Annotated in this window: 23 protein-coding genes; 19 read left to right on the forward strand and 4 right to left on the reverse strand. The window is 68.6% G+C overall.

Annotated features, from left to right (window positions below; all coding sequences use genetic code 11):
* Positions 1 to 2: 2 nt before the first annotated feature.
* The 3 genes from ACT54R_RS02920 (at position 3) to ACT54R_RS02930 (ending at position 2,882) form a co-directional block, all read left to right on the forward strand.
* Positions 3 to 827: an ABC transporter permease gene (locus ACT54R_RS02920; protein WP_476323394.1), complete on the forward strand. Its 825-nt coding sequence runs from the start codon at positions 3 to 5 to the stop codon at positions 825 to 827.
* Between the two features lie 211 nt (positions 828 to 1,038).
* The gene (locus tag ACT54R_RS02925) at positions 1,039 to 2,055 is read left to right on the forward strand and encodes an ABC transporter substrate-binding protein (RefSeq protein WP_476323397.1); all 1,017 of its coding nucleotides are present in this window, start codon (positions 1,039 to 1,041) and stop codon (positions 2,053 to 2,055) included.
* Positions 2,052 to 2,882, forward strand: a complete 831-nt coding sequence (locus ACT54R_RS02930; protein WP_476323400.1) for an ABC transporter ATP-binding protein — start codon at positions 2,052 to 2,054, stop codon at positions 2,880 to 2,882. Before ACT54R_RS02925 ends, ACT54R_RS02930 begins: the two co-directional genes overlap by 4 nt.
* 65 nt (positions 2,883 to 2,947) lie before the next feature.
* Here the strand turns inward: ACT54R_RS02930 and ACT54R_RS02935 are convergent, their stop codons facing one another.
* Positions 2,948 to 3,247 (reverse strand): putative quinol monooxygenase, encoded by a 300-nt coding sequence (locus tag ACT54R_RS02935; RefSeq protein ID WP_476323403.1) that lies wholly within the window; start codon positions 3,245 to 3,247, stop codon positions 2,948 to 2,950.
* Positions 3,248 to 3,376: 129 nt separating this feature from the next.
* Here ACT54R_RS02935 and trxA point away from each other — a divergent pair, with 129 nt between their 5' ends.
* The 3 genes from trxA to ACT54R_RS02950 all read left to right on the forward strand — a co-directional run bounded on the left by trxA (position 3,377) and on the right by ACT54R_RS02950 (position 5,558).
* Positions 3,377 to 3,850: a thioredoxin gene (trxA, locus tag ACT54R_RS02940; protein ID WP_476323406.1), complete on the forward strand. Its 474-nt coding sequence runs from the start codon at positions 3,377 to 3,379 to the stop codon at positions 3,848 to 3,850.
* Positions 3,851 to 3,940: 90 nt separating this feature from the next.
* The gene (locus ACT54R_RS02945; protein WP_476323409.1) at positions 3,941 to 4,279 is read left to right on the forward strand and encodes a Rieske 2Fe-2S domain-containing protein; all 339 of its coding nucleotides are present in this window, start codon (positions 3,941 to 3,943) and stop codon (positions 4,277 to 4,279) included.
* 55 nt (positions 4,280 to 4,334) lie between these two features.
* Positions 4,335 to 5,558, forward strand: coding sequence for an NAD(P)/FAD-dependent oxidoreductase (locus ACT54R_RS02950; protein ID WP_476323412.1), 1,224 nt, complete (start codon positions 4,335 to 4,337; stop codon positions 5,556 to 5,558).
* A 230-nt stretch (positions 5,559 to 5,788) separates the two neighbouring features.
* Here ACT54R_RS02950 and aroB read toward each other — a convergent pair whose 3' ends face one another.
* Entirely contained in the window at positions 5,789 to 7,579 is a 1,791-nt protein-coding gene (gene aroB, locus ACT54R_RS02955) for a 3-dehydroquinate synthase (protein ID WP_168460947.1), read from the reverse strand.
* Between the two features lie 628 nt (positions 7,580 to 8,207).
* Between aroB and ACT54R_RS02960 the strand changes: the two genes are divergently transcribed.
* The 5 genes from ACT54R_RS02960 (at position 8,208) to ACT54R_RS02980 (ending at position 14,807) form a co-directional block, all read left to right on the forward strand.
* Positions 8,208 to 10,520: an ATP-binding protein gene (locus ACT54R_RS02960; RefSeq protein ID WP_210254635.1), complete on the forward strand. Its 2,313-nt coding sequence runs from the start codon at positions 8,208 to 8,210 to the stop codon at positions 10,518 to 10,520.
* Positions 10,521 to 10,644: 124 nt separating this feature from the next.
* The gene (locus tag ACT54R_RS02965) at positions 10,645 to 11,187 is read left to right on the forward strand and encodes a hypothetical protein (protein WP_476323416.1); all 543 of its coding nucleotides are present in this window, start codon (positions 10,645 to 10,647) and stop codon (positions 11,185 to 11,187) included.
* A gap of 104 nt (positions 11,188 to 11,291) precedes the next feature.
* Positions 11,292 to 12,908 carry a serine hydrolase gene (locus ACT54R_RS02970; protein ID WP_476323419.1) on the forward strand — a complete coding sequence of 539 codons (1,617 nt, stop codon included), beginning with the start codon at positions 11,292 to 11,294 and terminating at the stop codon, positions 12,906 to 12,908.
* Positions 12,909 to 12,929: 21 nt separating this feature from the next.
* Positions 12,930 to 13,427 carry a DUF6790 family protein gene (locus ACT54R_RS02975; RefSeq protein ID WP_476323422.1) on the forward strand — a complete coding sequence of 166 codons (498 nt, stop codon included), beginning with the start codon at positions 12,930 to 12,932 and terminating at the stop codon, positions 13,425 to 13,427.
* Positions 13,428 to 13,457: 30 nt separating this feature from the next.
* Complete coding sequence (locus tag ACT54R_RS02980; RefSeq protein ID WP_476323425.1) at positions 13,458 to 14,807, forward strand: ABC1 kinase family protein; 1,350 nt, start codon at positions 13,458 to 13,460, stop codon at positions 14,805 to 14,807.
* A 133-nt stretch (positions 14,808 to 14,940) separates the two neighbouring features.
* Here the strand turns inward: ACT54R_RS02980 and ACT54R_RS02985 are convergent, their stop codons facing one another.
* Together ACT54R_RS02985 and ACT54R_RS02990 are read right to left on the reverse strand one after the other, a co-directional pair.
* Complete coding sequence (locus ACT54R_RS02985; RefSeq protein WP_476323428.1) at positions 14,941 to 15,651, reverse strand: sulfate transporter family protein; 711 nt, start codon at positions 15,649 to 15,651, stop codon at positions 14,941 to 14,943.
* Positions 15,652 to 15,769: 118 nt separating this feature from the next.
* Complete coding sequence (locus ACT54R_RS02990; RefSeq protein WP_476323431.1) at positions 15,770 to 16,264, reverse strand: DUF3574 domain-containing protein; 495 nt, start codon at positions 16,262 to 16,264, stop codon at positions 15,770 to 15,772.
* A 189-nt stretch (positions 16,265 to 16,453) separates the two neighbouring features.
* On the opposite strand from ACT54R_RS02990, the gene ACT54R_RS02995 reads away from it, so the two are divergent.
* The 8 genes from ACT54R_RS02995 (at position 16,454) to ACT54R_RS03030 (ending at position 25,644) form a co-directional block, all read left to right on the forward strand.
* Complete coding sequence (locus ACT54R_RS02995) at positions 16,454 to 17,104, forward strand: TetR/AcrR family transcriptional regulator (protein ID WP_476323434.1); 651 nt, start codon at positions 16,454 to 16,456, stop codon at positions 17,102 to 17,104.
* 101 nt (positions 17,105 to 17,205) lie between these two features.
* Positions 17,206 to 18,450 (forward strand): efflux RND transporter periplasmic adaptor subunit, encoded by a 1,245-nt coding sequence (locus ACT54R_RS03000; RefSeq protein ID WP_476323437.1) that lies wholly within the window; start codon positions 17,206 to 17,208, stop codon positions 18,448 to 18,450.
* A complete protein-coding gene (locus ACT54R_RS03005; RefSeq protein ID WP_476323440.1) occupies positions 18,450 to 21,581 on the forward strand; it encodes an efflux RND transporter permease subunit in 3,132 nt (1,043 codons plus the stop codon). The genes ACT54R_RS03000 and ACT54R_RS03005 overlap by 1 nt, the downstream gene beginning before the upstream one ends.
* Before the next feature lie 121 nt (positions 21,582 to 21,702).
* Positions 21,703 to 22,167, forward strand: coding sequence for a nuclear transport factor 2 family protein (locus tag ACT54R_RS03010; RefSeq protein ID WP_476323443.1), 465 nt, complete (start codon positions 21,703 to 21,705; stop codon positions 22,165 to 22,167).
* Positions 22,167 to 22,730 (forward strand): TetR/AcrR family transcriptional regulator, encoded by a 564-nt coding sequence (locus ACT54R_RS03015; protein WP_476323446.1) that lies wholly within the window; start codon positions 22,167 to 22,169, stop codon positions 22,728 to 22,730. The genes ACT54R_RS03010 and ACT54R_RS03015 overlap by 1 nt, the downstream gene beginning before the upstream one ends.
* Positions 22,731 to 23,022: 292 nt before the next feature.
* Positions 23,023 to 24,141 (forward strand): methionine ABC transporter ATP-binding protein, encoded by a 1,119-nt coding sequence (locus ACT54R_RS03020; protein ID WP_476323449.1) that lies wholly within the window; start codon positions 23,023 to 23,025, stop codon positions 24,139 to 24,141.
* Positions 24,134 to 24,820 (forward strand): methionine ABC transporter permease, encoded by a 687-nt coding sequence (locus ACT54R_RS03025; RefSeq protein ID WP_476323452.1) that lies wholly within the window; start codon positions 24,134 to 24,136, stop codon positions 24,818 to 24,820. Before ACT54R_RS03020 ends, ACT54R_RS03025 begins: the two co-directional genes overlap by 8 nt.
* Before the next feature lie 32 nt (positions 24,821 to 24,852).
* Positions 24,853 to 25,644: a MetQ/NlpA family ABC transporter substrate-binding protein gene (locus ACT54R_RS03030; protein WP_476323455.1), complete on the forward strand. Its 792-nt coding sequence runs from the start codon at positions 24,853 to 24,855 to the stop codon at positions 25,642 to 25,644.
* Positions 25,645 to 25,796: the final 152 nt, after the last annotated feature.

Here is a 25,796-nt window from a genome sequence, read left to right on the forward strand (position 1 = left end):
CCATGACCGACACCCTTCTCGTCCAGACCCAGCGGGCCAACGTGCTCTCCAAGCTCATGAGCATGGAGGCGATCCGCCCGCTCATCCTCGTCGCGGTCATCCTGGTGGGGTGGGACCTAGCGGTGCGCCTGCTGCGCATCCCGCCCTATCTCATCCCGGCGCCGACCCTGGTGATCGAGCAGGTCATCGCCCAGTGGCCCATGCTGCTGCGCGAGACGATGCCGACCCTCTACGCCACGCTGGGCGGCTTTGCCCTGAGCGCGCTGGTGGGCATTCCGCTCGCCATGCTGATCGCCTCCTCGAAGACGGTGGAGAGCTATCTCTATCCCCTCCTCGTCTTCTCCCAGTCGGTGCCGAAGATCGCGGTGGCGCCTTTGTTCGTGGTGTGGTTCGGCTTCGGCGTGCTGCCGAAGATCATCTCCGCCTTCCTGCTCGGCGTCTTCCCGGTGGTGGTCTCCACCGTGCTCGCCTTCAAGAGCGTGGACAAGGAGATGATCGACCTCGCCCGCTCCATGCGCGCCGGGGGGCTGCGGACCTTCATCCGCATCCGCCTGCCCCATGCGCTGCCTGGCATCTTCGCGGGGCTGAAGGTGGCCATCACGCTCGCCGTGGTGGGCGCGGTGGTGGGCGAGTTCGTCGGCTCCAACTCGGGCATCGGCTACGTTCTGCAGGTGGCGAACGGCAATTTCGACCTGCCGCTCATGTTCGCCGCGCTGTTCGTGCTCTCCATGATGGGGGTGATCCTGTTCATGGCGCTCGACGCCATCGAGCACTTCCTCATCCCCTGGCACGCCTCGCGCCGCCCGGACCCCAACGGCGGGGCGTGAGGGCCGCGCCGTCATGCCCCGGCGCGTCCGGGGCATCCACCCCGCCCCACGGCGGGTGCCTCAAGCCGGAATGCCAGCCCGGCCCCTCCGTGGATCCCCCGCACAAGGCGGAGGATGACGCGGCAGAGAAGGAAGTGCCGAACCACGACGTCCCGATCAGAGCAAAGCAAAAAGAACCAAAGCAAAACCAGAAAAACCGGTGGAGGAAACCATGATCTCGCGGAGACTATTCGCAACGCACCTGTTATCCGGCGCCCTCGCGCTCGGCCTTGCCGCCGCATCCGCCCTGCCCGCCGCTGCACAAGCGGGCAAGACGCCGGACAAGGCGGTGCTGATGCTCAACTGGTACGTCTATGGCGAGCACGCGCCCTTCATCCTCGGCCTCAAGAAGGGCTATTACGCGGAAGAGGGCATCGACCTCGACATCCAGGAAGGCCGCGGCTCGGCGGTGACCATCCAGGCGGTGGGCGCCGGCACGGCCACCTTCGGCCTCGCTGACATCGGCGTGATGATCAAGGCGGTGGCGAAAGGCGCGCCGGTGAAGACCATCGGCGTGCTCCTCCAGCGCACCCCCGGTGCGGTGGTCGCCCCCGAGGGCAAGATCAACGGCGCCAAGGATCTGCCCGGCAAGACCATCATGTTCACGCCCGGCGATGCCGTGACCCCCATCTGGCCGCTGTATCTGAAGAAGCTCGGCATCCCCGAGGGCGCGGTGAAGATGGTGGCGGCGGATGCGCAGGCCAAGCTCAACGCCGTCGTGAACAACCAGGCCGACGGCCTCATCGGCTTCACCACCGAGCAGGGCGCGCGCCTGCCGGACATCATGAACAAGCCGGTGACCATGCTGCGCTACACCGATGCGGGGGTGAACCTCGTCTCGCTGGGCATCGTCGCCAACAATGACACCCTCGCCAAGCGCGCCGACATGGTGAAGCGCTTCATGCGCGCCACCACCCGCGCGGTGGAAGAGGCGGAGAAGAACCCCAAGGCGGCCATCGACATCCTCATGGAGGCCTATCCCAAGATCGGCCTGCCGGACGCGCAGCTGCGCAGCCTGCAGTATTCGCAGGCGCTCTACCGCGCCTCCGACGACAAGAGCACGCGCCCCTTCCGCATGAACCCGGCGCTGATGGACGAGAGCCTCGACATCCTCACCCAGTACGGCGGCCTCGACCCCTCCGCGCGCAGCAAGGCGCAGGATTACTTCACGCTGGAGTTCCTTCCGTGACCGCTGTTCTGCACAGGATCGACACCCGCCCTCCCGCGCCCCACGCCGAGGCCGCCGGCAGCCATATCGCCATCGCCGGCCTCACCAAGACCTACAAGACGCGGGGCGGTTCGGTGCCCTCGCTCAAGCCCATCGATCTCAACATCTCGAAGGGCGAGTTCGTGGCAATCGTCGGCCCCTCGGGCTGCGGGAAGAGCACGCTCTTGAAGCTGGTCGCCGGGCTGCTGCCGGCCACCAGCGGCACCATCACCATCGGCGGCGTGAAAGTGACGCAGCCGCCGGATGGCGTGGGCATGGTGTTCCAGAGCCCCGTGCTGCTGCCGTGGCGCACGGTGCGCGACAACGTGCTGCTTCAGGTGGAGATGCGCGGGCGGCCCGTCAGCGCCTACCGCGAGGCGGCCGCGCGCCTCCTCCACACCGCCGGCCTCGACGGCTTCGAGGAGCGCTTCCCATGGGAGCTGTCCGGCGGCATGCAGCAGCGCGCCGCCATCTGCCGAGCGCTGGTGCATGATCCCGAAGTGCTGCTCATGGACGAGCCCTTCGGCGCGCTCGACGCCATGACCCGGGAGAAGATGAACGCCGAGCTGCAGCGCATCTGGTACGAGACGCGCAAGACCGTGCTGCTCATCACCCACTCCATCCCGGAGGCGGTGTTCCTCGCCGACCGGGTGGTGGTCATGTCCAGCCGGCCGGGCAGCATCGAGGCGATCTACGACATCGACCTGCCCCGCCCGCGCGATCTCTCGGTGATGGGGGAAGGCCGGTTCGTCCGCTACACGCAGGAGATCCGCAAGCACTTCTTCGCGCAGGGCGATCTGGATCACTGACCGATCCAGCCCGGGGAGAAGCGGCGCCCGCCCCACGGCGGGCGCTTGTGCGTCAGGCCACCGTCTCAGGCCACTTGCGCCATGCGGTGGATCACCTTGTCGGCAATCAGCGCGCCGCCGCCCGCCGCGGCGAAGTTGGCCAGGGCGGCGCCATCGATATGCGCGCGCCACTTCTCTTCCGTCTCCCAGCTCTCGACGAAGATCAGGATGCGCCCGTCGTCCAGCGACTGGTTCAGTTCGTAGCGCAGGCAGCCGTCTTCCGCACGGGTCTCTGTCACCAGCTTTTCCTGAAGCGCGCGCAGGGCCGCCTCCTGCCCTTCCTTCGCGGTGATGATGGCGATGACGGTGAGGGGCGCTGCGCTCATTCTTCTGCTCCCGGAACGGCCGCCCGGTGCGGCCGGCGCCACCATAGCGCCATCCTTGCGCGACGCATCCCCTTCCCCGGCCCCGTTCTTGCTCTGCCCGGTCCCACGCCCGCGCCCCGAGGAGCCGTGATGACCGAAGCCGACACAGCAGCCCGCCTGCGGACCATCGCCTGCCCCGCCTGCCATGCGGTGACGCCCGTTCCGGCCGGCACGGACGCCCGCGCCCTCGCCTGCCCGGCCTGCGGCGGTCCGCTCTTCACCGGCAAGCCCATGACGCTCACCGCCGAGAGCTTCACCGCCCACACGTCGCAGAGCGACCTGCCCCTCGTCATCGACTTCTGGGCGGACTGGTGCGGCCCCTGCAAGACCATGGCGCCGGTGTTCGAGGCCCTTGCGGCGGAGTTCGAGCCCCACGTGCGCTTCGCCAAGGTGGATACGGACAAGGAGCGCGAACTCGCCGACTATTTCCGCATCAGCTCCATTCCCACCCTGAGCTTCATCGCCAATCGCAGTGAGGTGGCGCGGGCGGCGGGCGCCATGTTCGCGGGCGATCTCCGGCGCTGGCTCTATGATGCCCTCTCCCGCGCGGAGGAGGCGAAATAGCGTCGGCTTTCCGACAATTGGAGCGGTTCCGGGCTGGCCCTGATCTTGCGATGCCCCTGCCGGAGCTTCACCGGACAGGACGCGCGCGCCATGGCCTTCACCGTCATCTGCAACAAGGACGCCCTTGCCGAGGGCGCCATGGGCCTCTTCCAGGTGGGCAAGAAGAGCGTGCTGCTGGTGTGGCCCACGGGCGGGGAGATCAAGGCCTATCGCGGCCGCTGCCCCCATGCGGACATGCCGCTGACCGAGGCCACCTTCGACGGCAAGACCCTCATGTGTACGCACCACATGTGGGGCTTCGACTGCGCCACCGGCAAATGCTCCACCCACCTCGTGCGCAATGCGCTGCACCCGTATGAGATCAAGATCGAGGGCGACGAGATCCAGGTGGATGTCGGCCCCGTGAAGCCCGCCCGCACGCCCGCCTGATCCCCGTCGCCGGCCCGCGCCGCCTGCCCTATGCTGGGGCCGGGAGGCTCCGGCAATGACACAAGACGCAGGGAAACGGCGCATCATCGTGGTGGGAGGCGGCTTCGCCGGCCTGTGGGCCGCCGCGGCGGCGGCGCGGGCGCGGGAGCTGTTCGGCCTCACACCCGCCGCGCTCGAAATCGCCCTCGTGGCGCCGGACCCGTTCCACACCATCCGCGTGCGCTGCTACGAGGAGGACCTCGCCGCCATCCGCCTGCCTCTGGACGATCTCCTCGCCCCCATCGGCGTGACGCGCACCGAGGCGGCGGTGAACGCCATCGATCCCGCAGCCCGCAGCCTCGCCACCGGGGCCGGGCGCCTTTCCTATGACCGCCTGATCCTCGCCGCCGGCAGCGCTCTGACGATGCCGGACATTCCCCGCGCGCAGCCCACCTTCGACGTGGACAGCTACGCCGGGGCCGAGCGCCTCGCCGGGCATCTTGCTGCGCTCGCCTCCGGCCCGCGCGACGCGGCGGTTGGGACGGCCGTCGTCATCGGCGGCGGTCTGGCGGGGGTCGAGATCGCCTGCGAATTGCCGGGCCGGCTGCGCGCGCTTCTGGGAGACGGCGCGGCGGTGCGCGTGGTTCTGGTGGACCGCCACGAGATCGGCGCCGCCATGGGCGCGGGCGCGGCCACCGTGCGCGCCGCCCTCGCGGCGGCCGGCGTGGAGGTGCGCGACCATTCCGGCATCGCGGCCGTGGAGGCGGATGGCGTGCGGCTCGCGGATGGCACGTCCATCCCCGCCCGCACCGTGCTGTTCACCACCGGCGCCCATGCGAGCCCCCTCACCAGCCAGCTCGGCGTGCCGCTGGACCGGCTGGGCCGGGTGGCCGTGGATGCTTTCCTCAAGGTGGAGGGCGTCGCCGATGTCTATGCGGCGGGCGATTGCGCGGTGGCGGCGGCGGATGATCTCGGCCACGTCACCGTCGTGTCCTGCCAGCACGCCCGCCCCATGGGCCGCCTCGCCGGCCACAATGCGGTGTGCGACCTCGCCGGCCGGTTGGCGGACCGCGTCGCCTTCTCCGCGCCGGACTATGTGACGGTGATGGACCTGGGCCCGGAGGGGGCGGTCTACACCTCCGGCTGGGACCGTGCGACGTTGGTCGCCTCCGGCGCGGACGCCAAGACGGTGAAGCAGACCATCAATTGCAGCCGCATCTACCCGCCCGTGCCGGCGACGAAAGATGCCCTGTTCGCCGCCGCGGCCCCGGTGCTGCAGGCGCGTCCGGCGGCGAAGTGAAGGAGAAGGTGGCAAGGCCTTCCCTCCCTTAAACCGTCGTCGTCCTCCGACTTGATCGGAGGACCCATGTGGCCACCCGCCTGGATGGGCGGAGGCTGGAGCCAGCGGATGGATGGGCCCTCCGGTCGAGCCGGAGGGCGACGTTGGTGCAACGGCGGATTGCCCGGGACAAGCCCGGGCATGACGGCCGTGAGCGGAGGAACGGCTATTCGGACGAGGCGCTCGCGCCCTCACCGCATCTCGGCGAGGAAGGCGCGGACCTCTTGCGGGTTCACGTCCTTGGCGATGAAGGCTTCGCCGATGCCGCGCACGAGGATGAAGGTTAGCGCGCCGCGGCTCACCTTCTTGTCCTGGGCGATGAGGTCCATCAGCCCATCGGTATCGGGCAGTTCGCCGGGCACGTCGGAAATCCGGGTCGGCAGGCCCACGGCCTCCAGATGCCGCACCACCCGCGTCACGTCCTGCCCCGAGCACAGGCCGAGCTTCGCGGAAAACGCAAAGGCGAGCGCCATGCCGATGGAAACGCCCTCGCCGTGGAGCAGGCGCTGGGAATAGCCGGCGCCGGCTTCCAAAGCGTGGCCGAAGGTGTGGCCGAGATTGAGCAGCGCCCGGTCGCCGGTCTCCTTCTCGTCGCGGGCGACGATGGCGGCCTTGGCCATGCAGCTCGCGGCAACCGCGGTGATGCGCTCCTGCCCGCCGCCGATCACGCCCGGCCAGTCCCGCTCCAGGGTCTCGAACAGCGCGTAGTCGCCGAGCAGGCCGTATTTCACCACTTCCGCATAGCCGGCCTTCACCTCGCGTGTGGGCAGGGTGTTGAGCGCCGCGGTGTCGGCCAGCACCAGAACCGGCTGGTGGAAGGCGCCGATGAGGTTCTTGCCCTGGGGCGAGTTGATGCCGGTCTTGCCGCCCACGGAGGAATCGACCTGGCTGAGAAGCGTCGTCGGCGCCTGCACCACGTCCACGCCCCGGCGCAGCACGGCGGCGGCAAAGCCCGCGAGGTCGCCCACCACGCCGCCGCCCAGCGCCAGCACGAGGTCCCGCCGCTCGATGCGGGCGGCGATCAGCCCCTCCACCACCTGCTCAAGCCCCGGCCAGCCCTTGGTCTTCTCCCCGGGCGGCACGACGATGGCGGTGTGGGGGATGCCGGCGGCATCCAGCGAGGCGGCGACGGTGGCGAGATGGCCGGCGGCCACCACGTTCTCGTCAGTGACGATGGCGACGCGCGCGCCCTTGCGCAGGGCCGTCACATGGGTGCCGGCCTCGGCCAAGAGTCCGGGGCCGATATAGATGTCATAGGGCTTGCCGGCCACGTCCACCCGCACGGTGCTGCGGGTAATCTCGCCCATGGGCAGGCCTTCGGCCTCGGCGGAGATGGCGGTGGCGGAAGAGAGGGGCGCCATGGCGTTGCCTTCGGGATGGGCGAGGAGATGGGCGTGGACGGCGCCGATCACCTCTTCCACCACCAGTTCGTGGACCACGTCGCGGCTGTCCACGGTCACGTCGGCGAGGGCATAGGTGTCGGCCCGCTGGGCGTGCAGCGCGGCGAGCTTCTGCGCCGGGTCGCCCTGGGCGAGGAGGGGGCGGTCGGTGCGCTTCTTCACGCGCCGCAAAAGGGTGTTGAGATCGGCCCGCAGCCAGACGGAGACGCCCTGACGGCCCACCGCCGCGCGGGTCTCCGCATTCATGAAGGCGCCGCCGCCGGTGGCGAGCACGCACGGGCCGGAGTGCAGCAGGCGGGCGACCACGCGCTTCTCGCCCTCGCGGAACTCGGCCTCGCCGTGGCGGGCGAAGATTTCCGGAATGCTCATGCAAGCGGCGCGCTCGATCTCCTCGTCGGCATCGACGAAGGTGAGCCCCAGCCGCTTCGCCAGCCGCCGCCCCACGGAGGACTTGCCGGCCCCCGGCATGCCCACGAGCACGATGGAGCGCCGGCCGAGCCTTTTCAGCACCTCGGCGGAGGAGAGCGGCGCCGCCGTCTCGGTCTCGCCGGTGCGGGGCTCGGGGAACTTCTGCGATTGCACCGGCGGGTCCTCGTTCGCGGCTCTCGGGGTGATGGCGGGCCACGGGATGTGCGCCGCTGGCCGAGCCCTGCGGCTCTAGCATCCGCAAGGCGAGCCGGCAATGAGGGCTGTCCCCGAGCGGGGGCGTCCGGGCATGAGCGGCGCCTTCCCACCCGTCGCCCTCCGACTTGATCGGAGGGCCCATCCATCCGCCCGTGCCCAACGGCGGCCAGCGGGCGAGCGGCGCCATGGGTCCTCCGATCAAGTCGGAGGACGACGGCAAGGGAGAACGCGTCCTCCGATCAAGTCGGAGGACGACAGCGAGGGAGAACGCGCCCTCCGACCAAGCCTGAGGACGACGGCGATGGCCCATGGCACTGCCTCACAAGCGCCTAGGGCGCGAGAGTGGTGTGGGCAGAAACCCCCAGCCCCCTTCCGCCCTACCGCCGCAAGGCTTTCCACCCATCACAAACCGAGGCGTGGCCGCAGTTTTATGCCTCTTGACTCACGCGGACTCTAGACAACAGCCCCCCGATTCGATTCCAATGGCCATGATTCGGAGAGATGCGGCACGTCCCTCCAGATCGAGGACGTGGGGGCGTGGGACTTAGGCCGTCCGGTGCCCCCGGAGACCCGGAGGAGACCGGCGATGGCACGCGCCAACGCTGCGAGCGTCGGCGCGCGCGACCAAGCCATGCGGGGCCTGGCAAGGTCGATCGCGCGCCCTGCCTACCAGCGCCTGCTGGATGCGGAGCCGGTCCTGCGCCGGATCGTCCCGGCCCTCATCGTCACCTTCCTCGGCGTGATCGGCGTCGGCGCGGTCGTGCAGGTGCACGCCCATCGCGTCGCCGAGCTGAACAACGCCAAGGACGACATCGCCCTCCTCGCCCTCGCCACCGCCGATGCGCTGACGCTGCGCGCGGGCAATGCGCTCGCCAAGGTGCCCGGGGCGCTGGCCGAGAGCCTGCCCCCCCGCGCGACCGAGGGCGGGCGGCGGGTGTTCGTCACCGACGGGCAGGGCCACGTCGTCGCCTCCGCTCCGCAAGGGGAAGCGCCGGCCAATCTCTCCGACATCCTCGATCCTTCCCAGCCCCTCGTCATCTTCGCCGAGCGGGCGGGCGTGCTCGAAGTGCCCTACGGCAAGGGCACGGCCCTCGCCACGGTGCGCAACCTGCAGGCGCCGCTGGGCCAGATCGTCTATCTCCAGCCCACCGAGCAGGCGCTGGCCTCCTGGTCGGACACCACCACGCTCACGGTGACGCTGTTCACCACCACCGGCGCGGTGCTGCTCATCCTCGGCTTCTCCTTCCACTGGCAGGCGAGCCGGGCGCGCGAAGCGGACGTGATCTACGAGACGGTGCGCCGGCGCATCGACACCGCCCTCAACCGCGGCCGCTGCGGCATGTGGGACTGGGACATGGCCCGCGGGCGCATGTACTGGTCCGACACCATGTTCGAAATCCTCGGGCTGGAGCACCGGGACGAACTGGTCTCCTTCGGCGAGATCTCCCGCCTCGTGCATCCCGACGACGGCGACCTCTACGAACTGGCGCAGGAACTCGCCGAGCGGCCCGGCACCCCGGTGGACCGGGTGTTCCGCATGCGCACGGCCAAGGGCGACTTCGTGTGGCTGCGCATGCGCGCCGAAGTGGTGCAGCAGGCTGGCGAGGATGGCCCTCACCTCATCGGCATCGCCATGGATGTCACCGAGGCGCAGCGCATGGCGGAACGCACCGTCACCGCCGACATGCGCCTGCGCGACGCCATCGAGAGCATTTCCGAGGCCTTCGTGCTGTGGGACAGCCAGAACCGCCTCGTGCTCTGCAATTCCAAGTTCCAGTCGCTGCATGAGCTGCCCGACGAGACCATCGTCGCCGGCACGCCCTTCGACACCATCGCCTCCGTCGGCCGCCACCCGGTGACGCGCACGCCCCTGAAGCCCGAGGACAAGCCGGAGGAAGGCTCCCGCGCGTTCGAGGCGCAGCTCTCCAACGGCCGCTGGCTGAAGATCGCCGAGCGCCGCACAAAGGATGGCGGCTACGTCTCGGTGGGTACCGACATCACCACCATGAAGCGCCACGAAGAGCGCCTCATGGACAACGAGAAGCGCCTGATGGCGCTGGTCGCCGACCTGCGGAAATCCCAGCAGACGCTGGAGCACCAGGCCCAGCAGCTCGCCGAACTTGCGGAGAAATATTCGGAAGAGCGCAACAAGGCCGAGGACGCCAACCGCGCCAAGAGCGAATTCCTCGCCAACATGTCCCACGAGCTGCGCACGCCGCTCAACGCCATCATCGGCTTCTCTGAGATCATGGAAAGCGGCATGTTCGGCCCGCTCGGCTCGGCGAAGTACGCGGAATACTGCTCGGACATCAAGGGCTCGGGCACCTACCTCCTCGACGTCATCAACGACATCCTCGACATGTCGAAGATCGAGGCGGGCCGCATGCAGCTCGAGGTGGAGAACGTGGCCCTCGGCGAACTCATCGCCGACGCCATGCGCGTCACCGCGGTGAACGGCGACGAGAAGGGCGTGGCCATGACCATGGAGGCCGCCGACAACCTCGTCATCAAGGGCGACCGCCGCGCGCTGAAGCAGATCCTGCTGAACCTCCTCTCCAACGCCGTGAAGTTCACGCCCGAAGGCGGCCGCATCGCGGTGAAGGCGCGGGTGAACGGGGCGGCGGCGGTGATCGCCATCGAGGACACCGGCATCGGCATCGCCAAGGGCGCGCTCGCCCGCATCGGCCGGCCGTTCGAGCAGGTGGAGAGCCAGTTCACCAAGACCCACAAGGGCTCCGGGCTGGGACTCGCCATCGCCAAGTCGCTGGTGGAGCTGCACGGCGGCGCCATGCGCATCCGCTCGATCGAAGGCTCCGGCACCACCGTCTTCGTCCGCCTCCCCCTGGACGGCCGCGCGGCGAATTCGAACGAGACGCCGCGGCTGGCCGCGGTGATGTGAGGGCGGGGGGGCTGCGCAGGCTGCTGACCAACACGATAGCCTGAAGAGCCAACCTATAGCCATTCGTAGGTTTTTATGCGCAGACTTCGGCTGGTAAAAATGTCAGCTGTCGCGCGAGCTCCAGATGTCCGTCATTACCCCAGCCGACGCGAACCCAAATATTGCAATCGCAATCGGTCGCTTTTCTCAGGCGTGTAATTATTTAGAAGAGAGGCTTGTTTTCACGATCACGCGGCTTTTACCGCTGACAACAGAAATGGGCCGGGTGTTGCTGGCGGGCAACCAGATGCGCCGAAACATTCAGATACTTCAAGCGCTTGTGCTCTTACCCGAAATCCCGATCACCGATCAGGAGCGGGAGAAGCTGGGATCTCTGATCCCATCCCTCAATGACCTAAACAGCGACCGCAGCCGGTTTCTTCACAACACGCTGTCCGGCGGCTTTGCCCTTGAGGCCGGACAGCCGCCCGAACCATTATTTCTTAAAATAGACAAACAAGATGGGAAAAGCTCGGCATTATATCCACTCTCGATTGAAATTATCGATCAAAAGACATCGGAGGCGAAACGCCTCATCCAAGATCTTTACATAAATCAACCTAAGTATGATTTAAATAAATGGGAAATGCAATTTTCTCAATATCCGGTAAAAAAATATCCATCATAATAAATTAGAATTATGATATTTTGTATGGTATATTCGCACCATTCTAACGTCAATGCAGGACTATAAAATAACGGAAACGACCCATTAGCAGCACAGAGCGACAAATGAAGAAAATGTTGGAATGCCCACTTCAACACATACCCTCTCAGCCTGTCGCTGGCGTCCCAGCCGCTAAGATACTCGCCCTCGCCACCCTCCTCGCGACCGCCCCCCTCCCCGCACTCGCCCACGATCCCATCGACGGCTCCAGGCCGCCGCCGCAGACGTCCGGCGTCTCCATCCCGCCGGGCCAGATCGGGCGGGCGGTGAAGGAGATCGATGGGCTGGCGCAGGAGATGATGGCGCGTTCCGGCGTGCCCGGCATCGCCGTGGTGGTGGTTCAGGACGGCAAGGTGCTGGCGCTCAAGGGCTATGGCGTGCGCAAGGCGGGCGAGGCGGCCGCCATCGATGCGGACACCGTGTTCCAGCTCGCCTCTTTGTCCAAGGCGGTGGGTGCGGGGGTGGTGGCGCATGAGGTGGGCAAAGGCCGGGTGAAGTGGGACACGCCGGTGCGCACCCTGCTGCCGTGGTTCGCCCTCAACGACCCGTGGGTCACCGATCACGTCACGCTCGGCGATCTCTACAGCCACCGCTCCGGCCTGCCGGACCATGCGGGCGACGAACTGGAGAGCATGGGCTTCGACCGCCGGCAGGTGCTGGAGCGGCTGAAGCTGCTGCCGCTGGCGCCGTTCCGCGCCAGCTATGCCTATACCAATTTCGGCCTCACCGCCGCCGCCGAGGGCGTGGCCACGGCGGCGGGCAAGGACTGGGCGGACCTCTCGGCCGAGGCGCTCTACAAGCCCCTCGGCATGGCCGCGACCTCCTCGCGCTTCGCCGATTTCATGGCCCGCCCCAACCGCGCCATTCCGCATGTGAAGATCGACGGCAGCTTCGTTCCGAAATACCAGCGCGAGCCGGACGCCCAGTCCCCGGCGGGCGGCGTGTCGTCCTCGCCGCGGGACATGGGCAAATGGCTCACCTTCGTGCTCGGCAACGGCACGTTTGAGGGCCGCGAGATCGTCCCCGCTGCCGCCCTGCTACCGGCCATGCGGGGCGAGACCATCTCGTCTCCCGCCTATGCAGTGGATGCCCGCCCCGGCACCTATGGCTATGGCTTCAGCGCCGGCGTCTCCCCGGCCGGGCGGGTGACGCTGGACCATTCCGGCGCTTTCATCCTCGGCGCGGCGACGAATTTCGTGCTGCTGCCCTCGGAGAAGCTCGGCATCGTGGTGCTCACCAATGCCCAGCCCACCGGCGCGCCCGAGGCGCTGGCCATGAGCTTCATGGATATCGTGCAGTTCGGCGGGCTGACGCGGGACTGGTATGCCGCCTATCAGCCGCTCATTTCGCCCATGTACAAGCCGGCCGGCGCGCTGGCCGGCAAGGTGCGGCCGGAGCGGGCGGTGCCGCCGCAGCCCCTCGCCAGCTATACCGGCACCTATGGCAATGCCTATTTCGGCGACGCGACGGTGGTGGAGGAAACCGGCCGGCTGGTGCTCATCGTCGGCCCCCTGCCCCGCCGCTACGGCCTCGCGCCCTGGAGCGGCGACACCTTCACCTTCGCACCCGAGGGCGAGGAAGCCTACGCGCCGGGCACGGTCTCGCAGGTGACCTTCGCCGATGGGCGGATGACGGTGGAGATCTTCAACGACAACGGGCTCGGCACGTTTGCGCGCAAGTAAGCGCAACGAGGGGAGAGCGCCATGGTCTTCTGGGTTCCGCTCATCGCCTATGCGGCGGTCATCCTGCTGTCGGCGCTCTCCTTCGCGCGGAGGCCGGCGCCGCGCCGGCTGGTCGATCTCGCGCGGGCGCTGCTGCGGTACATCAACCTATTCCCCGTGGGGCTCATGGGGCTGTGGGGTGCGCTCGGGCATCTGGTGTTCCCGGCGCAGTCCGCCGCGTCCATCGGCTGGGCGACGAGCCCGTTCCAGACCGAGGTGGGCCTCGCCAATCTCGGCATGGGGCTCGCGGGCCTCATCGCCGCCTTCTGGCGCGACTGGGGCTTCCGCGCCGCCGTGGCGGTGATGATGGCCGGCTTTCTCGGCGGGGCGGGCATCAACCACATCATCCAGATCGGCAAGACCGGCAATTTGGCCGCAGGCAATGCCGGCCCCATTCTCTATACGGACCTCCTCACGCCGCTTTTGCTGGTCATCCTCCTCGCCCTGACCTACCGATCCGACCGGGCCGCGCGCCCGTAGGACGGGACAAGCTGGAGCGCCTGGACGGGCATGGTGGACGAGGAAAGAAACCGCTTCTCCGCGCGCGCCGCGCGCTATGCCCGGGTGGGCGCCAATGTGGGCGGCGTGGCCGCACGCATCGCCGGCGCCCGCCTCATGGGGCTCGACCGCGACGGCAACAATGCAGCTGCGCTGGCCTCCGCCCTCGGCGGGCTGAAGGGCCCGCTGATGAAGGTGGCGCAGCTGATGGCCACCATCCCGGACGTCCTGCCCCCCGAATATGCCGCCGAGCTGCAGAAGCTGCAGAGCGACGCCCCGCCCATGGGCTGGGCCTTCGTCCGCCGCCGCATGATGGCCGAGCTGGGCCGCGACTGGGAGCAGCGGTTCGCGAGCTTCGAGCACGCCCCCTCCGCCGCCGCCTCCCTCGGGCAGGTCCACAAGGCGGTGACGCTGGAAGGCGCCCGCGTCGCCTGCAAGCTCCAGTATCCGGACATGCAGGCCGCCGTGGAGGCGGACCTCGCCCAGCTCGACGTGCTCTTCTCCATCCACCGCCGCATGGACGGCGCCATCGACACCCGCGAGATCGCCCGCGAGATCGGCGAACGGGTGCGCGAAGAGCTGGACTATCGCCGCGAGGCGAAGCACGCCGCGCTCTATGCCCACATCCTGAAGGACGAGCCCAAGGTCCGCGTGCCCGGCGTCCGTGCCGATCTCTCCACAGGCCGGCTGCTCACCATGGACTGGCTGGACGGCGAGAAGATCCTCGGCTTCACCGACCATCCGCTGGCCGAGCGCAATGCGCTCGCCGAGGCCATGTTCGCCGCCTGGTGGCAGCCCTTCTCGCGCTTCGGCGTGATCCATGGCGATCCCCACCTCGGCAACTACACGGTCTTCTCGGTGGAGGGGCGTCCGGCGGGCATCAACCTCTTGGACTATGGCTGCATCCGCATCTTCCCGCCGCGCTTCGTGGCCGGCGTGGTGGACCTCTATCGCGGCCTGATGGCGGGCGATGACGCGCGGGTGGTGCATGCCTACGAGACGTGGGGCTTCAAGGGCCTGAAGCGCGAGCTGATCGACGTGCTGAACATCTGGGCGCGCTTCATCTACGGCCCGCTGATGGACGACCGGGTGCGCACCATCGCCGACGGGGTGTCGCCCGCCGCCTATGGCCGCAAGGAGGCGTTCACCGTCCACACCGCGCTCAAGCAGCTCGGGCCGGTGACGGTGCCGCGCGAGTTCGTGTTCATGGACCGCGCCGCCATCGGCCTCGGCGGCGTCTTCCTGCACCTGAAGGCGGAACTGAACTTCCACCGCCTGTTCGAGGATGCCATCGCCGACTTCTCCGCCGAGGGCGTCGCTGCGCGGCAGGCGGAGGGGCTGAAGGTGGCGGGGCTGCAATAAGGCGCGCTGCCTTCACTTCTACCGTCATCCCCCGGCGTGTCCGGGGGATCCACCGGGACGCGAGAGCCGTCTTCCTTCTGGCGCACCCCGCCAGCGTCGAGGTGGATGCCCCGGACAAGCCGGGGCATGACGCTCAAATGCTCCGCCCCTCGATCACCAGCGCACCGTCCGCGCCGCGCGCGGCCGGCAGGGGGGCGAGGCGGCGGTGGAGGTGGACCATGAAGGCGGTGCCGAACACCGGCAGGATGAGGTTGAGCACCGGCACGAACAGGATGGGCGCAATCAGCAGGCCCGCCACGAACACCGTCACCCCGTTCGCCCGCCTCAGCGCCCGCGCCTCTTCCGGCGAGCGATAGCGCATGGCGGCCAGCTCGAAATATTCCCGGCTGATGAGATAGGCGTTGGCCACATAGAAGATGATGACGTTCACCCCCGGCACCAGCAGCAACAGCAGGGCCGCGAGGTTCACCAGCAGCACCAGCCCGAAGAAGCGCAGGGAATAGAGCAGCGCGCGCAGGAACGGCTGCGGCTGGCCGGGCGGATCGTTCGGGTAGGTCGCGGTCTCCACCCGATCGGCCACGTCGTCGAGGAAGAGGCCAGCCACCAGCGAGGAGACCGCCGGCATCAGATAGACCACGCCGAACACCAGCCCCAGCCCCGCGATCACCGCCAGCGTGGTCTCGATCCAGGGATAGGACGTGATCTCGACGAAGTGCGTCAGCGCCGCCTCCAGCCCCACTGCGAGGGCCACGAGCAGCGCCAGCGCCAACCCCATGGATTTCAGGAGCACGCCGCGCAGCGGCGAGAAGGTCTGTCGCAAGGCGAGGATGGCGGCGGCGAGCATGATCGTTCCCGGTGAGCGCGGACCTTCAGGCGCAGGCGAGAGGTAGGGTGTGCGGCCCTCCGGCTCAAGTACGGCAGGCAAGATCAAGCCCGCGCGGCGCCTGAGCGATGCAACAGCATCACAGCGTGACGCGCACCGCGTTCGTCACCTGCAGAACGCCCCACTGGTGGAAGCGCTCGGAATAGAGCTTGCGGATTTCGGCCAGCTTGGCCGCCGCCTCCGGCGTGTCGGGGTGATAGATGAGCACGAGGCGCATGCCCTCGCGCACCACCTGCGCCGTGCCATGGGCCTCGCCCTTCACCTGCCCGTAGGCGGCGATGACGGTGAGGCCGTCCGGGAAGCGCGGTGTCACCTCCTTGGCGAGGAAGCCTTCCCATTCCTGCTCGCTCACCCCGCTGCCGTCGGCACTGGCGAGGCCGAAGAGGAGCTTGGTCTCGATCATCACCACGCTCATGCCGGGCTGGAGCGTCGCGGGCGCGGCCTCCTCGGCGCGGGCGCCAGCAAGGGGCAGGAGGAGGCAGCCCAGCAGGAGCGCGGCGCATCGCCACGCTTGGCGGCGTCCGGTGGCAAGGGGCATGGCAAGCGAGGTGGGACACAAAGTCGGAAGCGGCATGGGAATCGAGGCTCCGCGAGGACCCGAGGATTGGCGGCCCGGCGCCCGACCGCAAGCGCGGCTGTCCGGTGCTGAAACTCGCGGGGCGGCCAAGGCGCGAACGAACGTTCACTCTTGCATCGGGGACGCGGCTGCATTATTGCGAACGAACATTCGCTCTCGTTCGCTCCAAGGTGCCGATCCGCCCAGATGTCACGCCCTTTGCCAGAGACTGCGCTCCGCGAGGCCGCCGCCCCGCGTCCGGACCACAAGCAGGAGCAGCGCAAGCGCATCCTCGATGCCGCCATGGTCTGCTTCGGCCGCGACGGCTTCCACGGCGCGTCCATGCAGAAGATCTGCGCCGAGGCGGGCATGAGCCCGGGGGCGCTCTACCGCTATTTCCCTTCCAAGGAATCCATCATCGCCGCCATCGTGGAAGGCGAGCGGTCCGAACGGCTCGCCATGTTCGACATGATTACGCAGGCGCCGTCCGTGCTCGGTGCGCTGGCGGCCTGCCTCGGCGAGTTGCTGAGCGGGCGCAACATGGCGACGGCGCGGCTCGGGCCGGAGATCATGGCCGAGGCGATCCGCAACGAAGACCTGCGCAACACCATGGCCGCCTGCGAGGCGGAGACGAGCGTTCTGCTGGCCGAGGCGCTCACCACGGCGGTCAAGCAGGGCGAGATCGATCCGGCCCTCGACCTCGAGACCATCTGCATCGTGATCCAGCTCATCGGCGACGGCGTAATCCTGCATCACCAGCTTCATCCCGAATGGAAGCTGGAGGCGCGGATGCCGGCCATCGAGGCCATGGTCCGCCGCATGCTGGCCCCGGCCCAACCGAAAGCGGTGCCGGAATGACACGCACAATCAAGAACTGCATCTCCATCGCCTTACGTCACGGGAATGCCGCGGTTGAACCGCACGGTCCCGCGCTCCTTCGGAACGAGGTTCTTTCCACCATGTCCGCGTCCGTCCGCCCGGCGCTCCGTCCCGCCCCCTCTGCGGCCTCCCGCCTCGCCATCTCGGCCTCGCTCGTCCTTGCCGCCGGCGCCCTCCTCGCGCCGCCCGCGATCGCGGCCGAGCCCGCGGCGGCAGCCGAGGCCGCCCGCGCGTCGGCCCTGTCGGTGACGGTGGTGAAGCCGCGGCCGGACACCATGGCCGACACGCTGCTCGTCACCGGCTCCATCAAGCCGCGCGAGGAGATCGAGGTGGGGCCGGAAATCGAGGGCTATCGCCTCGTCGAGATCCTGGTGGAGGCCGGCGACCGGGTGGAGAAGGGCCAGGTGCTGGCCCGCCTCTCGCGCGATGTGCTGGAGACCCAGCTCGCCCAGAACACCGCCTCCGCCGCCAAGGCCCGCGCCGCCATCGCCCAGCAGCAGGCGGCCCTCGACCAGGCCATCGCGCAGGAGACCGAGGCCACCGCCGCGGTAGAGCGCACCCGCCAGCTCAGCAAGACCGGCACCTCCTCCCAGGAGCAGTTGGAGCAACGCGAGCGCGCGGCGAAGGTCGCCACCGCCCAGGTCGCCGCCGCCCGCGAGACGCTCATCGCCGCCCAGGCGGAGGCGGTGTTCGTGAAGGCCCAGCGCGACGAGATCGAGGTGAAGCTCAAGCGCACCGACGTGCGCGCCCCCGCCGCCGGCCTCGTGCTGTCGCGCGAGGCGAAGCTCGGCGCCATCGCCCTCTCCACCCGCGCCGCGCCCCTGTTCCGCATCGCCGAGGACGGCGCCATGGACCTCGACGCCGACGTGCCGGAAGGCTCCATGCCGCGCATGAAGGACGGGCTTTCCGCCCAGGTCGTGCCCGCCGGCTTCGAGGAACCCCTCGGCGGCAAGGTCCGCCTCGTCTCCGCCGAGGTGGACCGCGCCTCGCGCCTCGGCAAGGTGAAGATCGCTCTGCCCGACGACCCGCGCCTGAAGTCCGGCGCCTACGGCCGCGCGGTGATCGCCCTCGGCGAGGTGAAGGGCCTCAGCCTGCCCCAGTCCGCCGTCATGTTCGATGCGGAGGGCGCCTATGTGCTCACCGTCACCGACGGCATCGTCGGCATCCAGCGCATCACGCCCGGCCTGAAGAAGGAGGGCCGCATCCTCGTCACCGAGGGGCTTTCCGCTGACGCCGACGTGGTGGCGCGGGCCGGCAGCTTCCTGCGCGACGGCGACCGGGTGACACCGGTGCGGTCGCAACTCTCCCTCGGCGAGGCGCGCTGATGGCTCTCAACGTCTCCGCCTGGGCGATCCGCAAGCCCGTCCCGGCCCTCGTCTTCTTCTTCATCCTGACGGCGCTCGGCATCGTGCATTTCCGGGAACTCCCGGTGACGCAGATGCCGAACATCGACCTGCCCATCGTCATGGTCACCGTCACCCAGTCCGGCGCCGCCCCGAGCGAGCTGGAGACGCAGGTGACGAAGAAGGTGGAGAACGCCATCGCCGGCATCTCCGGCGTCAAGCACATCACCTCCTCCATCAGCGAGGGGGCGAGCGTGACGCTGGTGGAATTCCACCTGGAAACGCTCGTGGACCGCGCCGTGAACGACACGCGCGACGCCATCACCAAGATCCGCATGGACCTGCCCCGCTCCATCGACGAGCCGCAGATCCAGCGCATCGACATCGAAGGCCTGCCCATCGTCACCTACGCGGTCTCCGCGCCGAACATGACGACGGAGCAGGTGAGTTGGTTCATCGACGACACCCTCGCCCGCGCCCTTCAGGGCGTGCGCGGCGTGGCGCAGGTGAAGCGGCAGGGCGGCGTGGACCGCGAGATCCGTATCGCGCTCGATCCCGACCGGCTGATGTCGCTGGGCATCACCGCCGCCGAGGTGAGCCGGCAGTTGCGCGCCACCAATCTCGACGTCTCCGGCGGCCGGGGCGAGGTGGGCACGCAGGAGCAGCCCATCCGCACCCTCGCCGGTGCCTCCTCTGTGGAGGCGCTGGCGGATACCCGCATCGTGCTCTCCAACGGGCGCTCGGTGCGGCTCGGCGAGCTTGGCACCGTGGTGGACGGCGCGGCCGAGCAGCGCGTGTTCGCGCGGCTCGACGGCAAGAGCGTGGTGGCCTTCGGCGTCTACCGCGCCAAGGGCTTCTCGGACGTGACGGTCTATGACCGCGTGACCGAGGAACTCGCCAAGCTGCGCGCCGCCCATCCCGACGTTTCCATCACCGAGATCGACACCACGGTCCGCTTCACCAAGTCGGACTACCAGAGTGCCATGCACACGCTGATCGAGGGTGCCATCCTCGCGGTCATCGTGGTGTTCCTGTTCCTGCGCGACATCCGCGCCACCCTCATCACCGCGCTCGCCATCCCGCTCTCCATCCTGCCCACCTTCTGGGTCATGGACATGCTGGGCTTCTCGCTGAACGCGGTGAGCCTGCTGGCCATCACCCTCGTCACCGGCATCCTGGTGGACGACGCCATCGTGGAGATCGAGAACATCGTCCGCCACATGCGCATGGGTAAATCCCCCTATCGCGCGGCCATCGAGGCGGCGGACGAAATCGGCCTCGCGGTGGTGGCGACCACCCTCACCATCGCCGCGGTCTTCGCGCCCGTGTCCTTCATGGGCGGCATCGCGGGGCAATACTTCAAGCAATTCGGCCTGACGGTCGCCATCGCGGTGCTGTTCTCGCTGGCCGTGGCGCGGCTCATCACGCCATTGGTCGCAGCCTATTTCATGAAGGACACCGGCCACCGCGAGGGCCGCGACGGCGCCGTGATGCGGGGCTATGTGCGCCTGCTCTCATGGTCGGTGAAGCACCGCTTCGCCACCATCGGCATGGGCATCGCCATCTTCGCCGGCTCCATCTGGCTGTCCACGCTGCTGCCCTCCGGCTTCCTGCCCACCAACGACATCTCCCGCGCCCTCCTCTCGGTGGAACTGCCGCCCGGCAGCACCATCGGGGAGACGCAGAAGGTGTCCGACGAGATCGCCCGCGCGGCCCTCAGCCTGCCCGAGGTGAAGAGCGTCTATGCCACCGCCGGCACCGGCGGTTCGGGCGGCCTCGCGCTCACCTCCGGCGAGGTGCGCAAGGCGCAGATCGTCATCAATTTGAAGCCCCGCAGCGAGCGCAAGATCGACCAGAAGACCTTCGAGACCCAGTTCTCGAAGACGCTGGCGGCCATGCCGGACCTGCGCGTCTCGTGGAGCCAGAACGGCCAGAACACCCAGCGCGGCTTCCAGGTGATCCTCTCCGGCAGCGACGGCGCGGCGGTGGCCGAGGCCGCGGTGGCGGTGGAGAAGGCGGTGCGCGCCGACGTGCCCGAACTCGCCAACGTGGTCTCCTCCGCCGCCCTCGACCGGCCGGAAATCCGCATCGTGCCCAAGCTCGACGAGGCGGCGGAGCTGGGCGTCTCGGTGGACACCATCGCCGAGACGGTGCGCATCGCCACCATCGGCGACATCTCCGCCAACCTCGCCAAGTTCTCCGCCAAGGACCGGCAGATCGACATCCGCGTGCAGCTCGCCGAGAACGCCCGCACGCGGCTTTCCACCTTCGACGCGCTGAAGGTGCCCACGGCGTCGGGCGGCGCGGTGCCGCTCTCCGCCGTGGCGGACATCCAGTTCGGCAAGGGCCCCACCGCCCTCGACCGCTACGACCGCGCCCGCCGCGTGGCGGTGGAGGCGGACCTCGTGGGCGACACGCCGCTGGGCGACGCCCTCGCCAAGGTGAAGGCCCTGCCCGCGGCGCAGAACCTGCCGGCCGGCGTGACGCTGAAGGAGGCCGGCGACGCCGAGATCATGGCCGAGGTGTTCTCCGGCTTCGCCATGGCCATGGCGGCGGGCCTGATGCTGGTGCTGGCGGTGCTGGTGCTGCTGTTCCACGACATCCTGCAGCCCATCACCATCCTCGTCTCGCTGCCGCTGAGCGTGGGCGGCGCCTTCATCGCGCTGCTCATCACCGGCAATTCGGTGTCCATGCCCGTGGTCATCGGCTTCCTGATGCTGATGGGCATCGTGACGAAGAACGCCATCCTGCTGGTGGATTTCGCCATCGAGTCCATGCACCAGGGCGTCGACCGCTTCACCGCCCTCATCGAGGCCGGCCGCAAGCGCGCGCAGCCCATCGTCATGACCACCATCGCCATGGTGGCCGGCATGGTGCCTTCGGCCATGGCGCTGGGCGAAGGCGGCGCCTTCCGCGCGCCCATGGCCATCGCGGTCATCGGCGGCCTCATCACCTCCACCGTGCTGTCGCTGGTGTTCGTGCCGGCGGTGTTCACGGTGATGGATGATTTGAGCCACTTCCTCGGTCGCATCTTCGGCCGCTTCATCGGCGGCAAGGATGAGCCGGAGGGCCACGGAATCCCGCCGGGCCTGCACCATCCGGCCGGCGAATAGCCCGCTTCCATCCCAGCAAATCCAGCGGCCCTCCCCTCCACCCGGACGGGAGGGCCGCTTGACTCACGCTGCCATTTGTACCATTCAGTACATCATTGACTGATCAGTACAGGAGAGACCCATGGCCCGCCCGCCGCTGCCGCCCTTCACCGTCGAGACCGCCGCGCAAAAGGTGCGCATGGCGGAGGATGCCTGGAACACCCGCGACCCGGAGCGCGTCTCCCTAGCCTACACGCCCGACAGCCGCTGGCGGAACCGCTCGGACTTCCTCACCGGCCGCCCCGAGATCGTCAGCTTCCTCACCGCCAAGTGGCGGCGGGAGCTGGACTATCGCCTCATCAAGGAGCTGTGGGGGCTGAACGACAACCGCATCGCGGTGCGCTTCCAGTATGAGTGGCACGATGCCGATGGCGCGTGGTACCGCTCCTATGGCAACGAGCAGTGGGAGTTCGACGCCGAGGGCCTGATGCGCCGGCGCGAGGCCTCCATCAACGACGTGGCGATTGCCGAGAGCGACCGCCGCTTCCACTGGCCCCTCGGCCCGCGTCCGGCGGACCATCCGGGCCTCGCCGAACTGGGGATGTGATGGCACGAACGGTGGCCGAGCGCGCGGACATCCTGCCCCTTCTGGGCGAGGTGTTCCGCGAGCACGGATATGAGGGGGCAAGCCTCGCCCACATCACGGCCCGCACCGGGCTCGGCAAGGGCAGCCTCTATCACTTCTTCCCCGGCGGGAAGGAGGAGATGGCGGCAGCCGTTCTGGCCGAGATCGACGGCTGGTTCGAGGCCAATGTCTACGCGCCCCTGCGGGCGGACGGCGACCCCGCCGCCGCGGTGCGGGACATGCTGGCCCGCACCGATGCCTATTTCCGCTCGGGCCGGCGGGTCTGCCTCGTGGGTGTGTTCGCTTTGGGCGAGGTGCGGGACCGGTTCGGCGAACAGGTTGCCTCCTATTTCGCCCGCTGGCGCGATGCCCTCGCCGCCGCCCTCGCCCGCACCGGCCTTCCCGCCGCTGAAGCCGACGACCGGGCGGAGGAGGCGGTTATCGCCATCCAGGGTGCGCTGGTGCTGGCCCGCGCGCTCAATGATCCCGCCGTGTTCGGCCGGGCGCTGCAACGGCTGGGCCGGCGGCTGCTGGACGGGCTATAATTCAATAAATATAATCAACTTTATTCAGACTTGACGCGTTCGATAAAACGAACGATATTGCCGCCATGTTCGCCCCGGAACCGATGGGCCCTGCCATGATGATGTGTCGCTGACAGCCGCTGGAGCGGCGTGAAACCGCCGAATGCCGCGCAGAGCGTGGCCCTGTCCCGGTTGCGCCGACACCCATCCCTTCCCGAGCCGCCTGTTCTCCTGCCCTCCGCACCGTACCGCCGCGCCGCCGCGCGTCACAAACGGCCGGATTGACGAACAGCCGGTCATGCCGGAGCCTTTCATGAACGCCCCCCTCACTTTGGCGGCCGCCGTGCCCACCCTGCCCGATCCGTCTCCCGTTCCCACTCCAGCGCGCTCCATCATCCGCTTCGAACGGGTGGCGAAGACCTTCGCGGCCCGGCGCGGCCATGCGGCGGTCCATGCCCTCTCCGACATCACGCTGGACGTACCGGAAGGCGCCATCCTCGGCGTCATCGGCCGGTCGGGGGCGGGCAAGTCCACCCTCATCCGCCTCGTCAACGGGCTGGAGAAGCCCACCGGCGGGCGCGTGCTGGTGGACGACGTGGACATCGGCGCCCTCGACGAAGCCGCGCTGCGCAAGGAGCGCCGCTCCATCGGCATGATCTTCCAGCACTTCAATCTGCTGGCCCGCCGCACCGCCTTCGACAATGTCGCCCTGCCACTGGAGATCGCCGGCGTGCCGCGCGCCGAAATCAAGGCGCGGGTGGAGCCGCTGCTCGATCTCGTCGGCCTCTCCGACAAGCGCGACCGCTACCCGGCCGAACTCTCCGGCGGCCAGAAGCAGCGCGTCGGCATCGCCCGCGCGCTCGCCACCCGCCCGCGCGTGCTGCTCTCGGATGAAGCCACCTCGGCCCTCGATCCCGAGACCACCGAGCAGATCCTCGCACTGCTGCGCCGGGTGAATGCGGAGCTGAACCTCACCGTGCTGCTCATCACCCACGAAATGGCGGTCATCAAGGCGGTGGCCGACAAGGTGGCGGTGATCGACGGCGGCCGCATCGTAGAAGACGGCGCCACCTATGAGGTGTTCGCCCGCCCGCGCCACGCCACCACCCGCTCCTTCCTCGCCGCGCTGACCGCCAAGAGCCTGCCCCGCCGCGTCGCCGAGCAGCTTTCCGCCGAGCCGCGCGAGGGGCGCGACCAGGCGGTGCTGCGTATCGTCTTCACCGGCCAGCATGCGCAGGACCCTGTGCTGTCGCGGGTGTCGCGCCTGCTCTCGGTGGACGTGAACATCATCCAGGCCCAGGTGGACGAGATCGCCGGCACGCCCTTCGGCGTCATCGTGGTCTCGGTGCCGGGCGACGCGCCCACCGTGAGCGCCGTCATCAATGCCGTGGAACGGCTCAACCTGACGGCGGAGGTCCTCGGCTATGTTTGACATCACCTTCGGCCTGCTGCCGCCCACCATCGTCGACCTCATCATCGACGCCACCCAGCAGACGCTCTACATGGTGGCCGTCTCGGGCGCGCTCGGCACGCTCATCGGCCTGCCGCTCGGCGTGTTCCTCGCCACCAGCCGCGCGGGCGAGCTGTTCGCGGCGCCGTGGCTCAACCAGAGCCTCGGCCTCGTGGTGAATGCGGCGCGCTCCACGCCCTTCATCATCCTCGTGGTCGCCATCATCCCCTTCACCCGCTTCGTGGCGGGCACCTCCATCGGCACCAGCGCGGCCATCGTGCCGCTGACAGTGGCAGCGGCGCCCTTCATCGCGCGCCTCATCGAGGCGGCCATCCGCGAGGTGGACCAGGGGCTGGTGGAAGCCGCGCGGGCCATGGGTGCGAGCCCCATCCAGATCGTCGCCAAGGTGCTGCTGCCGGAGGCGCTGCCCGCCATCACGCTGGCCCTCACGCTCGCGGCGGTGTCGCTGCTCGGCTACTCGGCCATGGTGGGCGCCGTGGGCGGCGGCGGCCTCGGCGACCTCGGCATCCGCTTCGGCTACCAGCGCTTCATGCCGGAAGTGATGGCGGCGGTGGTGATCGTGCTCATTCTCCTGGTGCAGGCGGTGCAAACGCTCGGCGATCTCCTCGCCCGCCGCCTCGACAAGCGCAGCCGCGGCTGAGCCCCGGCGCGCACAGACCCTTTCCGATCCAAATGGAGGTTTCCATGAAGGCCCTTGCGCTGGCGCTCGCCGCCGGCATTTCCCTCGTCGCCTTTGCCGCGTCCGCCGAGACCATCAAGGTCGGCGTCACCCCAGGCCCGCACGCCCAGATCCTGGAGAAGGTGAAGGAAGAGGCGGCGAAGAAGGGGCTCGACATCAAGGTGATCGAGTTCTCGGACTATGTGGTGCCCAATGCCGCGCTGTCGTCCGGCGACCTGGAGGCCAATTCCTTCCAGCACCAGCCCTATCTCGATAACCAGATCGCCGATCGCGGCTACAAGATCGTCTCCGTGGGCACCACGGTGAACTTTCCCATCGGCGTCTATTCCACCAAGTACAAGAAGTTCGAGGACATCCCGGCCGGATCGTCCATCGGCATTCCCAACGACCCCACCAATGGCGGCCGTGTGCTGCTGCTGCTCGCCGACAAGGGCATCATCAAGCTCAAGGACGGCGTGGGCGTGAAGGCCTCGGTGGTGGACGTGGTGGAGAACCCGAAGAAGCTGAAGTTCGTGGAGATCGACGCGGCCCAGCTGCCCCGCTCCCTCCCCGATCTCGCGGCAGCGGGCATCAACACCAATTATGCCAAGGAAGCCGGCCTCGACCCGGTGAAGGACCCCATCTTGCGTGAGGAGCCCAAGGGCCCCTACGTGAACGTCATCGCCGTGCGCGCCCAGGACAAGGACAAGCCATGGGTGAAGACCTTCGTCGAGACCTATCACTCGCCGGAGACGCGCACCTTCATCCTCGAAACCTTCAAGGGCGCGGTCCTGCCGAGCTGGTGAGGGTGCGGGCCCCACCAGCCGGTCATCCCCCGGCTTGTCCGGGGGATCCACTTCGCCGCGCGTCCGCGCTCGCCAGTCCTAGATCCGTCCAACGGCACCGTGGATCGCCCGCACAAGGCGGGCGATGACAGAATGGGAAATCCGCGCGTAAG

Source organism: Xanthobacter sp. DMC47 (assembly GCF_056313845.1).

Excerpts from the sequence above, each read along its gene's own strand:
- ACT54R_RS02980 (WP_476323425.1), top strand. The coding sequence starts at position 13,458 with ATGGTGGACGAGGAAAGAAACCGCTTCTCCGCGCGCGCCGCGCGCTAT.
- ACT54R_RS02975 (WP_476323422.1), top strand. The coding sequence starts at position 12,930 with ATGGTCTTCTGGGTTCCGCTCATCGCCTATGCGGCGGTCATCCTGCTG.
- ACT54R_RS02960 (WP_210254635.1), top strand. The coding sequence starts at position 8,208 with ATGGCACGCGCCAACGCTGCGAGCGTCGGCGCGCGCGACCAAGCCATG.
- ACT54R_RS03005 (WP_476323440.1), top strand. The coding sequence starts at position 18,450 with ATGGCTCTCAACGTCTCCGCCTGGGCGATCCGCAAGCCCGTCCCGGCC.
- ACT54R_RS02920 (WP_476323394.1), top strand. The coding sequence starts at position 3 with ATGACCGACACCCTTCTCGTCCAGACCCAGCGGGCCAACGTGCTCTCC.
- ACT54R_RS02985 (WP_476323428.1), bottom strand. The coding sequence starts at position 15,651 with ATGCTCGCCGCCGCCATCCTCGCCTTGCGACAGACCTTCTCGCCGCTG.
- ACT54R_RS03020 (WP_476323449.1), top strand. The coding sequence starts at position 23,023 with ATGAACGCCCCCCTCACTTTGGCGGCCGCCGTGCCCACCCTGCCCGAT.
- ACT54R_RS02995 (WP_476323434.1), top strand. The coding sequence starts at position 16,454 with ATGTCACGCCCTTTGCCAGAGACTGCGCTCCGCGAGGCCGCCGCCCCG.
- ACT54R_RS02990 (WP_476323431.1), bottom strand. The coding sequence starts at position 16,264 with ATGCCGCTTCCGACTTTGTGTCCCACCTCGCTTGCCATGCCCCTTGCC.
- ACT54R_RS03025 (WP_476323452.1), top strand. The coding sequence starts at position 24,134 with ATGTTTGACATCACCTTCGGCCTGCTGCCGCCCACCATCGTCGACCTC.
- ACT54R_RS02935 (WP_476323403.1), bottom strand. The coding sequence starts at position 3,247 with ATGAGCGCAGCGCCCCTCACCGTCATCGCCATCATCACCGCGAAGGAA.
- ACT54R_RS03000 (WP_476323437.1), top strand. The coding sequence starts at position 17,206 with ATGTCCGCGTCCGTCCGCCCGGCGCTCCGTCCCGCCCCCTCTGCGGCC.
- ACT54R_RS03010 (WP_476323443.1), top strand. The coding sequence starts at position 21,703 with ATGGCCCGCCCGCCGCTGCCGCCCTTCACCGTCGAGACCGCCGCGCAA.
- ACT54R_RS02970 (WP_476323419.1), top strand. The coding sequence starts at position 11,292 with ATGAAGAAAATGTTGGAATGCCCACTTCAACACATACCCTCTCAGCCT.
- ACT54R_RS02945 (WP_476323409.1), top strand. The coding sequence starts at position 3,941 with ATGGCCTTCACCGTCATCTGCAACAAGGACGCCCTTGCCGAGGGCGCC.
- ACT54R_RS02925 (WP_476323397.1), top strand. The coding sequence starts at position 1,039 with ATGATCTCGCGGAGACTATTCGCAACGCACCTGTTATCCGGCGCCCTC.
- ACT54R_RS02950 (WP_476323412.1), top strand. The coding sequence starts at position 4,335 with ATGACACAAGACGCAGGGAAACGGCGCATCATCGTGGTGGGAGGCGGC.
- ACT54R_RS03015 (WP_476323446.1), top strand. The coding sequence starts at position 22,167 with ATGGCACGAACGGTGGCCGAGCGCGCGGACATCCTGCCCCTTCTGGGC.
- trxA (WP_476323406.1), top strand. The coding sequence starts at position 3,377 with ATGACCGAAGCCGACACAGCAGCCCGCCTGCGGACCATCGCCTGCCCC.
- ACT54R_RS02965 (WP_476323416.1), top strand. The coding sequence starts at position 10,645 with ATGTCCGTCATTACCCCAGCCGACGCGAACCCAAATATTGCAATCGCA.
- ACT54R_RS03030 (WP_476323455.1), top strand. The coding sequence starts at position 24,853 with ATGGAGGTTTCCATGAAGGCCCTTGCGCTGGCGCTCGCCGCCGGCATT.